Here is a 13,349-nt window from a genome sequence, read left to right as displayed (position 1 = left end):
GATTCTGGAGAAAATGAGACATCAGATTTTACAGGATATAATTTCTCGTTTAATTCTGACGGTTCTCTTGTTGCTACAAATGGAACTGATACTTTAACTGGTACATGGTCAGTTACGGACGATAGCAGCAGTAGTGACGATGATATTGATTTCAATATTTTCTTCCCTGTTCCGGATACTAATGATTTTGAGGATTTAAACGATGATTGGGATATTATATCATATACATCTACTAAAATTGAGCTTATTGATATAAGTGGAGGAAATGGAGGTACTGACAATCTAATATTTGAAAAAAATTAAGGCAGCACACAACAATGTGTGTAATTAATTGCTTGGGCCTGTGTTACTCGGAAAATCCTTCGGATTTTCCTGAGGTTCGGTTTCCTTTTGCTAAATTAGTTGCGCGAAACTCACAACTAACCATACACAAACCGGTAAACGAACCTTCTCAAAAAACCATATATTTTCTGCCAAAAACCAAAGCTAGCAAAGACGCCCGCGTTAGGGATTGAACGGTATACTTCGACTGCACTCAGCACAGGTGTTTGAAATCCACGACGTAGGAGGGATTGAGTAGTGAAATAGTTTTATTCACGATTTCATTAATTTGAAATAACAATCAATGAGTAAAGCCCGACCCCGCTTCGAGAGCCTCAGCGACCGACGGGGTAACCTGCCTGCCGGCAGACAGGCGCCCAAAAAATAAAAAAAGGCTGCCAAATTAAATTTAGCAGCCTTTATAAAGGAATCTTATCTTAGTTAACCAACCTACAAACCGAATACATAAGATGTTCCTTTATCAACCAAAAGCAAAAATTATTTCTCTGAAATCATGTTTTAGTTTCCCGTTTGCACGGGAATGACAATTTCAAAATAGAAACCTCGAGACACAAGGCCTCGAGGGATTTCTTTTAATTATTGTATGTTTTCTAGAACTAATACACGCTCTATTTCTCCATTGGAATCGTAGTCTTTTAACTCAATTCTGTTTGGTGTAATTTCTTTGATTTTCCATCTGTGTCTTAGTTCAAAAAATGGTGCATCGTCTGTTCTGAAGTTTAAACCTAAGTTTATGCCTTCGTATCTGTACCCGTGCCAAGACCCTACATAATTGTTTCCTTGTCCTTCCGCAAACAACTTACCATTGGCATTAAAACCTATGACGTAACCTTCGTAGTTTTGAGTTAAGTCCGCATCTAGCACCATGTATGATGCTACTTCCCATACGCCGTTTACTAAAACTTCGCCAATGTAAACTACATCTTCATCGTTATCTGGACAGTCTCTTTCTAGTTCCATCTCATTGTCACCGTTAATAAGCTCAATTTCATCTTCACTTAGAAACTTTATCAGCCACTGTAATTTTAATTCTGGTCTTCCTTCAAGGTTAATTTCTAAACCAATGCCTGCGTTTCTTACCAACACTTCGTAAGTACCTTCAACTAATTCGCCATTAATTCTAATTTTAACAACATTATTTTCAAAGAATTTTAATGGTGTACCAATGTATTGATCTTCTTTGTTGATATCATCTACTTCAAGTTCGGTAATTCTCCATAAACACTCTTGTAAGAAGTTTTTAACGCGCTCTTTGGTAATATCTACTACTACTTCACAGTTTCTTTTAAGGATAATTCTGTTACCTCCTGCTTCGTATACTTTAATTTTTCCGTCTTCAAAATCGTATAACAACCATTCTAAAGTAAAGTCTGCTAAATTATCAAACGCCATCTTTAAAAGTACACCACGTCTTGTGCGTCTCAATCCCCATTCTCCTGTTAATACATCGCCATTTCTTGAACGCATTGTTACAACACCGTCGTCTTTAAAGTTTATTGCATATTGCTTAAACTCATCATTTTCTTGATTGTTTCTTTTGAATTCGTAAACTATCCAAGGACATCTTTTTAAGTAGTTTTCTAAACGTTCTTTAGAAAAATCGTCTTCTTCTTCACAGCTATCTTTAGCTGCTTCTATGATACGCTTTAATTGCTCATTGTTTTCAGCAGTTAATACTGTGCCATCTTTTAACACCATATTTACTGGGAAGTTAAGGCTAGCAAATACTTCTGATTTTTTAACACGTTTCATAAAACGGTGTAACTGTCTGTTGTTTTCAATTTCTACAACCTCAATCATTTGAAAATCTCTATCAAATACTGAAAATGAAATTGGGAATTTAAAATCGATACATCTTATTTCTTTTTCCTCTTCTTCATCATCGTCTTTACATTCCGCAATAAATTCTGATAATTCCTCAGCGCTTTCAATTGTGATTTCTTCATGCTCTGAAGTCACTATAGTAATTGGGAATATGATATCTAAACGATCGATATCGTCTTCAAACTCTTCATACAGTCTTTTAATTTTGATATAGTCTGCTTCAGAATCAATTCTAATTTCAAGTCCGCGAACTTTTACAACAACTGGCAGTTTTACTGATATACAGCTTGTACCGTCAATAATATTGTCTTTAGAACCGTCGTTTTTAGACGTTGCGCTTATAAAGCTTGTAAGTTCAGACGTTGCTGTTAGTGTTTCAGCCTCGTCTGGAGAAGAAATCTCAACTGTCTCCTCCTGACACGAGGTGAATAGTAATAGGGCAAAAAATGGTAATAATACTAAAAATTTAAACTTAGTTTTCATGGTATGTGTTTTTGGGTTAAACTTTTAAATCTTTTTTAAATTTTCTTTTTCTAAAAAATAAATGTCTTATTAAAATTTAAATGTGCTCAAGCATTTTATTATAAAACAGGCTATCTTTAAAAACTCCTACCCCCCTATCTTTAAAAATTTCAAAAAAATAAATTCCAAATTTCAAAAACAAACTCTTAAAACCTTTATTTTAGTAGCGTTAACCAACAAACCAATGGCAAAACAGTTACATGAAAATATTTGTGAGGAACGTATATTTTCGTCCATATTTAATAAATACTCCAAAGATTTACACAACTTTTTATACTATAAGTTTGGCGAATTACTAAATCCAAAAGACAAGGTGCAAGAGGCTTTTGTAAAGCTATGGCAAAATTGCGCCAAGGTATCTCCAGAGAAAGCTAAGAGTTTCGTGTTTACCACTGCCAATAATTTAATGTTGAATGAAGTAGCACATCAAAAAGTGGTATTGAAGCATCAGCAGATGACCAAACCAAAAATGAGCACCAATGAAAGCCCTGAGTTTTTAATGCAAGAGGCAGAATATAATGATAAACTGCAACGTGCTTTGGCAAATTTAACCGAACCACAGCGTGTGGCTTTTATGATGAACCGTGTGGAAGGTAAACGCTTTAAGGAAATTGCAGAATTGTTGGATATTTCTACCAAAGCGGTTGAAAAACGGATTTATGGGGCGTTGACGAAGTTGAGGAAGGAGATTAAGGAGTTGTGAAAAATGACAGATGACTGAAGACGGAAGACCAATGAAAACTCAAAGTTCGCCTCCATGAATCTCTGTGAAATCTCTGTGCAACTCTGTGAAACAGTACCTTTGGAATTTAGTTTTTGGAATTTGGAATTGATTTTTTTGATGAGGGGGTAGGAAAAAAACAAACTCACTTGTTATATAATTGAATAACGACATGATGAACAAAGAAGCAATCATATTAAAATGGTTAAATAACGATCTAAACGATCAGGAATTCGAGGCGTTTAAAAACCTTGAAGACTATGAAGATTTAGTGAAGTTAAACACCAATCTGCAACATTTTAAGGCGGATAATTACGATACTTCTGCTGAGTTAGAAAACGTATTGTCCACAATTAAAACTGGTAGCGCACCAAAAAACAATTGGTTAAAACCATTGATGCGTGTTGCAGCTATTCTTGCTATTTGTTTTAGTGTGTACTATTACACCACTACGCTGGACACAACAATTACTACAGAATTGGCACAAAAAACCACTGTGGAATTGCCAGATGCATCTACCGTTTCCCTTAACGCAAAGTCGTTGTTAGCTTATAATAAAAATGATTGGAAAAAAGAACGTGATGTAGAATTGCAAGGCGAAGCCTTTTTTAAGGTAGCTAAAGGCTCTACATTTAACGTGAACACAACATCAGGAACCGTTACGGTTTATGGTACTCAATTTAATGTAAAACAACGGGACAATTATTTTGAGGTTATTTGCTACGAAGGATTAGTTGGGGTAACGTACAACTCTCAAGAAACAAAATTAAAACCTGGAAACAGCTTTTTGGTTATCGATGGGAAAATTATTGCTAAAGAAAAAGAGTATCGCTCCACGCCTTCGTGGTTAAATAACGAAAGTGAGTTTAAAAGTATTCCGTTTAAACAAGTGGTTGCCGAATTTGAAAGACAATATGAGGTTAACATCACTTTAGTAGGTGTAGATTCTACCCAGCTATTTACGGGATCGTTTACTCATAAAAATATCGATGTTGCATTAAAATCTATTGCATTACCTTTACAAGTAACGTATAGTAAACAAAACAATACGATTATTTTAAAGCGTGAATAGAAAAGGACTCCTTTTTCTTTTAAGTATCCTATTTTTTTTGAATGGTTTAAAAGGTTTCTCGCAAGCCAATCAAAAAACACAACCTCTTATTGCCATTTTAAAACTATTATCCGAGCGCTACGACGTTAGCTTTTCTTATGTAGATGAAACCATAGCATCGGTTGAAGCTGTGGTTCCAGATGAAGGTATTTCTCTAGCTGATGCTCTTTATGATCTTGAACTGGATACACAACTAAAGTTTAATATTATCAGCGAACGCTTTATTTCCATAGTTAAACCCTCTGAAAAAGATAAAACCATTCTTCGCGAGCAACTTGAAGAAGTGGTTGTAAGCAATTATTTAACCTCTGGTATTACAAAACTTAACGACGGCTCACTCACCGTAAAACCTGAACAATTTGGTATTCTCCCCGGATTAATTGAGCCCGATATATTGCAAACTATCCAAGCGCTTCCAGGTGTGTTTAGCGTTGAGGAATCCGTTTCCAATATTAATGTTCGTGGCGGTACACACGATCAAAACTTAATCCTTTGGGACGGTATAAAAATGTACCAATCTGGTCATTTCTTTGGATTGATTTCGGCTTTTAATCCATATACTACAAAAAAGGTGAACGTCTCCAAAAATGGTACCCGTGCAAGATTTGGAGATGGTATTTCTAGCGTTATCGACATGCAATTATCTGATGACATTGATGGAGAATTTACAGCAGGCATAGGTTCAAACTTAATTAATGCGCATGGTTATGCTAAAATACCATTAACGCATAATACCGAGTTGCAACTCTCAACCAGACGCTCTATTACAGATTTACTCGTTACACCTACATACGATCAGTATTTCAAGCGTGTATTTCAAGATTCAGATTTATCAAATAACGCCCAAAATGATGCTATTATTTCTCAAAATGAAGACTTTTCATTTTATGACATTACAGCAAAATTTCTGTATGATATTACGAAAAAGGATAAACTTCGTGTTAATTTTATGTACATCAACAATGCATTAAATTACGAAGAGCGTTCCACAATAAATGACAGAAGTGAAGCACTAAATAGTAGTTTATCACAACAAAATTTTGCTTACGGATTGACTTATACAAGAGAATGGAATAGCAATTTATCTTCAACCACTCAGTTTTATGAAACAAGATACGATTTGGATGCCACCAATTTTGATATTATCAACGAGCAACGCTTAATTCAGGAAAACAAAGTGATAGATCGTTCTGTTAGACAGGATATAAATTACAAACCAAACCTAAACTTCAATTTTAATATAGGGTATCAATTTTTCGAAGTTGGCATTAGTAATTTAGAAGATGTCAATAATCCAAATTTCAGAAGTTTTGTGCGCGATGTGGTAAGAAACCATTCGGTATATGCCGAAAGCGCATTTTTATCAACCAACGCCAAAACAAGGCTAAATATTGGGGCTAGGGCCACTGTTTTTGAAAAGCTAAGTGAAAGACTCATAGAGCCCAGACTTAATTTTAGTCAGAGGTTTTTAAATAATTTTAGATTAGAACTTTTAGGTGAATTTAAAAGCCAAACTGCATCACAAATCATCGATTTACAAAATGATTTTTTGGGTATTGAAAATCGACGTTGGGTTTTGGCCACCAAAAGAACCGAGATAGAAGTAGAAAATGGAAAATCACTGTATCCTGTGCCTATTGTGAAAAGTAAACAGGCTTCTGCGGGCATTCATTTCAATAAAAACAAACTATTAATAAGTGCAGAAGCATTCATCAAAAAAGTAGACGGTATTACCACCCGAAGCCAAGGGTTTCAAAACCAATATCAATTTGTTTATAATGTTGGCAGTTATGATATTAAGGGGATAGATGTACTTATAAATAAGCAGTTTCAAAATATAGTAAGTACATGGTTAGGCTATTCCTACAGTATAAATAATTACACATTCCCAGAACTTAATAATGGGCAACCATTTCCTAATAATGCAGATGTAAGGCACTCTCTTACCTTTGCAAGTACATATACTTATAAGGATTTTAAACTCGCCGCAGGTTTAAATTGGTTTTCTGGCAGGCCAACGACACTCCCAACTTTTAATCAAAACGAAAATGATACCCGTATTAATTATTCTAACCCGAATGCTTCAAATCTAGAAGATTATATGCGTACTGATGTTTCAGCAACATATAACTTTAATATTTCGAAGGTATCACGAGCGGTTATTGGTGCTTCGCTTTGGAATATTTTAAACAAAAAAAACATCCTTAATCGTTATTATATTTTGAATGCTGACAATGAAATTACTCCCATTGAAAATATCTCTCTAGGCATTACACCGAATGTGAGTTTTAGGGTGATTTTTTAAAATAAAAAAGCCGCAACAGTGTTGCGGCTTTTAGTAAACTATTGTTTGAGATATAATTATTTTTCAATAACTATCTTCTTGGTTATAGTTCTAAACTCTGATACAAAGTTTACAACGTACATTCCTTTTGCAAATTGGTTTGTATCTATTGTTAACTTACCAGATTTCAGTGCTTCTGCAGAACCATTCATTATCATTCTTCCTCTAACATCCAGGATATTGTAATTCATTTCTTCATTTTCAAATAATCTGATTTCAACATTCAAATTATTCACAACCGGATTAGGATAGAATCTTACTTCATCGTTTTGTTCAACAAATGAGGCCTCAAACTCTTCATAACTACTATAAGTAGCAATGTATCCAGCTAAATCATCGTCATTTGGTCCTTTACCGTTTTTGTTATTCCAGTGACGTGCTCTATACTTGTTAAAGAAGTAGCAGAACCACTTAGAACCAATTACTAAGTTAATAGCACCTCTTACATCCAAGGATGCACAGATATTGTTGTCCTCTACAAGATGTAAAACATCAAAACCTGTAGTTTCACCTAATTGTACAACACTTAAGTCTAACGTTGCCGGATCATAAACTAAGCTATGGATTCTGTAGAAACCTTGATGATCTACAGTAAATTCTGGTGTTGCAGATACTTGTAAAATCGTTAAGGAATAAGCTTCTGTTAAAACGTACAACTGTGCATATCCTTCTGGTATATGCGGTAGTTGATGGAATTTAGCAGAAAGGGTAGCTTCTCCTCTTTTTAAACACTGAATTGGTTTTGGAGAGTACATCTTGCCTGATGAAGCATTACACACTTCTTCTTCTACATGAATAGGTGCTCCCGCAACATCTAACGCCGCACACAAATCACCACCGCCTTGGATTAATAAACTATTAACATCAAACCCTGTTGTTTCTCCTAGCACTACAATGCTTAAATCTAAATCTGCAGGATAAACGAATGTGTGAATTGTATAATTTCCAGCTGAATCTACAGTAAATTCTGGAGTAGCGTCCACTTGTCTGATTACCAAACCATCGCCTTCAGTCAATACATATAATGTAGCATATCCTGATGGCACGTTGGCATCTCCACTTGGCACTGCCGAAATCACAGCGCTTCCATTTGACAGGGTAACGTTGCTTTCAGTAGCGTGTAAAGTTCCAGCGTCAGCCGTACAAGGCTCTTCTTCAACATGAACAGGTGCTCCTGCAACATCTAACGCCGCACACAAATCACCACCGCCTTGGATTAATAAACTATTAACATCAAACCCTGTTGTTTCTCCTAGCACTACAATGCTTAAATCTAAATCTGCAGGATAAACGAATGTGTGAATTGTATAATTTCCAGCTGAATCTACAGTAAATTCTGGAGTAGCGTCCACTTGTCTGATTACCAAACCATCGCCTTCAGTCAATACATATAATGTAGCATATCCTGATGGCACGTTGGCATCTCCACTTGGCACTGCCGAAATCACAGCGCTTCCATTTGACAGGGTAACGTTGCTTTCAGTAGCATGCAAGGTTCCAGCGTCAGCCGTACAAGGCTCTTCTTCAACATGAACAGGTGCTCCTGCAACATCTAACGATGCACATAACTCACCTCCACCTTGAACCAATAATCCATTCACATCAAAACCAGTAGTTACATTTGGAACTACTCCACTCAAATCCAAACCTGTTGGATATACCAATGTATGGATTGTATAGTTTCCTGCTTCGTTTACAGTAAACTCTGGAGTTCCCTCTATTTGGCGAATTACTAGTTCATCGCCTTGGGTGAGCACATAAAGAGTGCTATAGTCTGAAGGTACGTTTGCATCGCCATTTGGCATTGCAGATACTATTGCTGAACCTCCCGATAAGGTTACACTGCTTTCATCTGCAGTTAAGGTTCCTGCATCTGGATTTGTGATACTTACTGGCGCTCCTTCTACATCCAAGGAGGCACATAAATCTCCTCCGCCCTGGATTAAAAACCCGTTCACGTCAAAACCTGTAGTCTCGTTTGGCACAACACCACTTAAATCTAAGCCAGTTGGATAAACAAACGTATGGATAGTGTAATCACCACCGCCCATAACTGTAAACTCTGGGGTGTCGGCTATTTGACGAATAATGAGTTCATCACCTTGGGTTAGTACATATAAAACAGAATATTCGCTTGGAATATCCGCATCGCCATTTGGATGTGCAGATATCACCACCTCTCCAGTAGAACATACTTCTGATACCGTTGCCGTCAAGGTTCCTGCATTTACCGTACAAACTTCTTTTGCTACCACCTCTACAGGGGCGCCAGTTACGTCTAACGAGGCACATAAACCATTTTCAGTAACAATACCTAGTACGTCAACTCCAGTTGTTTCACCAAATTTGACTATACCCAAATCTAAAAAGTTAATACTGCTCTCACGTGCATCATATATTAACGTATGAATAGTATACTTGCCTACCTTTGTAACAGTAAAATTTGGTAAATAATTTACTTGTTCGATTACTAAATTATCACCTGAAGTAAGCACATAAATCCTGCTGTACTCCGATGGAATTGTTGGCGCGACATCATGAGTCGCTTTTAGTGTAGCGTTTCCTCCAGCTAGTGTTACTTCACTTGCATCAGCAATCAGCGTTCCCGCATCGGCTGTACAGGCCTCTACCATAACTGGTGCGCCTGCCGCATCCAATGATGCACAGATGCCCGCGGCACCTACTAAATTCAATACGTCCACGCCTGTGGTCTCGCCTATCTTAACCACGCCAAGATCCAAGAAGTTTGGACTGTCCTCTCTTGCGTCATATACCAATGTGTGGATCGTGTACCTACCTGGTGCCATTACAGGGAAGCTGGCTTCCGCTCCTACGGCCTCGATTACCAGACCTTCTGTCGATGTGAGTACGAACAGCTGGCTGTAGCCATCTGGCACGTTGATGTTGCCGTCAGGGGTAGCGCTTATCGTTACGCTGTCGCCTACCAGGGTTGCCGTGTCCATGTCTGCGGTAATTGTTCCAGCATCGGCCGTACAGGCCTCTACCATAACTGGTGCGCCTGCCGCATCCAATGATGCACAGATGCCCGCGGCTCCTACTAAATTCAATACGTCCACGCCTGTGGTCTCGCCTATCTTAACTACGCCCAGATCCAAGAAGTTTGGACTGTCCTCTCTTGCGTCATATACCAATGTGTGGATCGTGTACCTACCTGGTGCCATTACTGGGAAGCTCGCTTCCGCTCCTACGGCCTCGATTACCAGACCTTCTGTCGATGTGAGTACGAACAGCTGGCTGTAGCCATCTGGCACGTTGATGTTGCCGTCAGGGGTAGCGCTTATCGTTACGCTGTCGCCTACCAAGGTTACCGTGTCCGCGTCTGCGGTAATTGTCCCCGCATCGGCCGTACAGGCCTCTACCATAACTGGTGCGCCTGCCGCATCCAATGATGCACAGATGCCCGCGGCTCCTACTAAATTCAATACGTCCACGCCTGTGGTCTCGCCTATCTTAACCACGCCCAGATCCAAGAAGTTTGGACTGTCCTCTCTTGCGTCATATACCAATGTGTGGATCGTGTACCTACCTGGTGCCATTACTGGGAAGCTCGCTTCCGCTCCTACGGCCTCGATTACCAGACCTTCTGTCGATGTGAGTACGAACAGCTGGCTGTAGCCATCTGGCACGTTGATGTTGCCGTCAGGGGTAGCGCTTATCGTTACGCTGTCGCCTACCAAGGTTACCGTGTCCGCGTCTGCGGTAATTGTCCCCGCATCGGCCGTACAGGCCTCTACCATAACTGGTGCGCCTGCCGCATCCAATGATGCACAGATGCCCGCGGCACCTACTAAATTCAATACGTCCACGCCTGTGGTCTCGCCTATCTTAACTACGCCCAGATCCAAGAAGTTTGGACTGTCCTCTCTTGCGTCATATACCAATGTGTGGATCGTGTACCTACCTGGTGCCATTACTGGGAAGCTCGCTTCCGCTCCTACGGCCTCGATTACCAGACCTTCTGTCGATGTGAGTACGAACAGCTGGCTGTAGCCATCTGGCACGTTGATGTTGCCGTCAGGGGTAGCGCTTATCGTTACGCTGTCGCCTACCAGGGTTGCCGTATCCGCGTCTGCGGTAATTGTTCCAGCATCGGCTGTACACGGTGGTTCATGATTCTCTCCGATAGTAATTATAACATTAATTGTATCACATTTGAAACCAAAAGCATGGTCAAACTTGTATAAGTTTACCTTGACTTCAAATGTTCCTGTACCTAAATTCCAGGAACCATTGCCTGCCGGAAAAGTGTAAGGCAGAAGGTTCTCGACAACCGTATAAGTTTTGTGCGTTGCTAAATCTTCAACAATGTATTTAGCGCTTTGCGAATACCCATCAACATTCAAGTCAATATAAAAATGTTCTGGTAAGTCATTAATATTGTATACACCATTATTTTCAATAGTTACTGTTTCATGACCATTAGAGAACTCAAGTCCTGTAATTTGACCACAATCAGTATCTGCTGAAATCTGAAATGAGAACAATAAAAATGAGAAAAAAGCTAACAAAATTGATTTGGGGTTTTGGAAGGATAATTTTTCTTTCATTTTTTGCTGTTTATGTTTTATGAGATAAAGTTAAACAAAATATATTTATGTTTAACTTTTATTTTGATTATTTAAACAAAAAATAGGATAAAAACAACTATCCATCATTTTTGAAGGATTTTTCCCTTGGTGGTATCAGTGAAAAGAACAAGGAAATAAATAATCAGAAAAACGGTATTACGGTTCATCCAAAATATTTTTATTTTAAATAGTAATTACCTAATTTTCAGAAAATTGAAAAAAATAAATGGCATCATTAACTCCGTTAGGTGAAACTTTAGGGCTAAGAAGAGCAAAGCACTTACTTAGAAGAGCTACTTTTAATTACACAAAAGAGCAACTGGATATTTTTTCGAACATGACTGCTACAAATGCATTGAATATCCTAACCTCAAACCCAAGTAATAAACTAATAGAACCATATGACCCATTACCACAATCATCTCCCGATGGCTTCTGGTTATCCTCCACAGAACATCCAAACGTATTTAATGGACAAGGCAGAAAAAGATCTCATATTACGGCTTGGTGGTGGTACAATGCGCTAAACGAAGTAAGTTTAAAACATAAATTGTCATTCTTTTTACATACTTGCTTCACAGTTGGAAAAGATTCAGGGGTTGGCTTATCTCCGTTTTTTTATGATCATATTAGGCTATTAGATTTTTATGCATTAGGCAACATTAAAACCCTGGCAAAAAAAATCACCCTAGATAATGGTATGTTGGATTATTTAGACAATACAAAAAACAATAAAAATAACCCCAATGAGAATTATGCGAGGGAATACCTAGAATTATTTACTATTCTCAAAGGTGAACAAATTGGAGAGAACAACTACACTAATTATACAGAAACCGATATTCAACAAGCAGCAAAAGTTTTTTCTGGGTTTAAGAAAAAGTATGATCGCAATGGCGATATAGATACAGATACTGATTTACCAATAGGATATATTAACGTAAACCAGCATAATACCGATGATAAAACATTTAGCACCGCTTTCAACAATCAGATAATTACAGGAAGAAATACTGCCAGTGGAATTTTCGATGAATTACATGAGTGTGTTGATATGGTGTTTTCACAACCCGAAACAGCAAAAGCCTACTGCAGAAAACTATACCGTTACTTTGTAAAAAGCTCATGGAATGATACTGTTGAGACTGATATTATAGAACCGTTGGCGCAAGAACTTATAAGTAATGACTTTGACATACTTCCTACTGTAAAAACCCTTCTATCGAGCCAACATTTTTATGACATGGATGATGATGATGCCTCCGATAACATAATTGGTGCTATCATTAAAAGTCCGCTTCAATTATTATCTGAAATATGTAGCATATTTGAAGTTGCCATACCAGATCCAACAAGCAACCCATTAAGGTTCTATAATAATTTCTACCACAAATTTATTCACAACACCTATTTTAAGGCTGCTGGAATGGAAATATACAATCCAGATTCCGTTGCTGGATATCCTGCCTATTACCAAGAACCAAGTTTTGATAGGATTTGGTTTTCATCCAATACGTTAATAGGTCGATATAAATTAGTAGAAAGTTTGATTATCGGAAGAAATACCATAACCCCAAATGCTAATATTTATGCTGCTCTAGACACTGTGGCTTTTGTAGAGAACAAGATAGATAACGCTGATGCGTCTAACCCGAATAATTTAGTACTTAAAATAGCTGAGTTGTTATATCCTGAAGCTATCGATGATGACAGGAAAAACTACTTTAAAGCTTTCCTTATCGAAGATGCTAACGACTATTATTGGACAGGAGCTTGGGACCAGTACCTCAACACAAAAAGTGAGGAAGATAAAACCACAGTTAAAACAAGATTGGATGCGCTAATTATCGCTATGGTAAATGCAGCAGAGTTTCAATTAATGTAAGAACACAAATT

The 13,349-nt window shown here is 37.9% G+C and carries 7 protein-coding genes; 5 read left to right on the top strand and 2 right to left on the bottom strand.

Annotation, left to right across the window (positions count from 1 at the left end):
- The coding region (locus EYD45_RS13490) for a hypothetical protein (RefSeq protein ID WP_130965076.1) at positions 1–303 on the top strand (303 nt) is incomplete at its 5' end.
- 615 nt (positions 304–918) lie between these two features.
- Here the strand turns inward: EYD45_RS13490 and EYD45_RS13485 are convergent.
- On the bottom strand, positions 919–2,649 hold the full coding sequence (locus EYD45_RS13485) for a hypothetical protein (protein WP_130965075.1): 1,731 nt from the start codon (positions 2,647–2,649) through the stop codon (positions 919–921).
- 223 nt (positions 2,650–2,872) lie between these two features.
- On the opposite strand from EYD45_RS13485, the gene EYD45_RS13480 reads away from it, so the two are divergent.
- The 3 genes from EYD45_RS13480 (at position 2,873) to EYD45_RS13470 (ending at position 6,825) form a co-directional block, all read left to right on the top strand.
- The gene (locus EYD45_RS13480; protein ID WP_130965074.1) at positions 2,873–3,391 is read left to right on the top strand and encodes an RNA polymerase sigma factor; all 519 of its coding nucleotides are present in this window, start codon (positions 2,873–2,875) and stop codon (positions 3,389–3,391) included.
- Positions 3,392–3,581: 190 nt separating this feature from the next.
- Positions 3,582–4,481: a FecR family protein gene (locus EYD45_RS13475; RefSeq protein ID WP_233702656.1), complete on the top strand. Its 900-nt coding sequence runs from the start codon at positions 3,582–3,584 to the stop codon at positions 4,479–4,481.
- A gap of 37 nt (positions 4,482–4,518) precedes the next feature.
- A complete protein-coding gene (locus EYD45_RS13470; RefSeq protein ID WP_233702655.1) occupies positions 4,519–6,825 on the top strand; it encodes a TonB-dependent receptor plug domain-containing protein in 2,307 nt (768 codons plus the stop codon).
- Positions 6,826–6,881: 56 nt separating this feature from the next.
- Here the strand turns inward: EYD45_RS13470 and EYD45_RS13465 are convergent, their stop codons facing one another.
- Positions 6,882–11,432, bottom strand: a complete 4,551-nt coding sequence (locus EYD45_RS13465) for a T9SS type A sorting domain-containing protein (RefSeq protein ID WP_130965072.1) — start codon at positions 11,430–11,432, stop codon at positions 6,882–6,884.
- 247 nt (positions 11,433–11,679) lie between these two features.
- On the opposite strand from EYD45_RS13465, the gene EYD45_RS13460 reads away from it, so the two are divergent.
- Entirely contained in the window at positions 11,680–13,338 is a 1,659-nt protein-coding gene (locus EYD45_RS13460) for a DUF1800 family protein (protein ID WP_130965071.1), read from the top strand.
- The last annotated feature ends 11 nt before the right edge of the window (positions 13,339–13,349 follow it).

The sequence above is a fragment of the Hyunsoonleella flava genome, from assembly GCF_004310325.1.
Lineage (GTDB): Bacteria > Bacteroidota > Bacteroidia > Flavobacteriales > Flavobacteriaceae > Jejuia > Jejuia flava.
Note: the sequence above shows the minus strand (reverse complement) of the source record. Positions and strands in the feature narration are given on the sequence as shown.

Coding starts and splice junctions, on each gene's coding strand:
- EYD45_RS13475 (WP_233702656.1), top strand. CDS start 3,582: ATGATGAACAAAGAAGCAATCATATTAAAATGGTTAAATAACGATCTA.
- EYD45_RS13460 (WP_130965071.1), top strand. CDS start 11,680: ATGGCATCATTAACTCCGTTAGGTGAAACTTTAGGGCTAAGAAGAGCA.
- EYD45_RS13480 (WP_130965074.1), top strand. CDS start 2,873: ATGGCAAAACAGTTACATGAAAATATTTGTGAGGAACGTATATTTTCG.
- EYD45_RS13485 (WP_130965075.1), bottom strand. CDS start 2,649: ATGAAAACTAAGTTTAAATTTTTAGTATTATTACCATTTTTTGCCCTA.
- EYD45_RS13465 (WP_130965072.1), bottom strand. CDS start 11,432: ATGAAAGAAAAATTATCCTTCCAAAACCCCAAATCAATTTTGTTAGCT.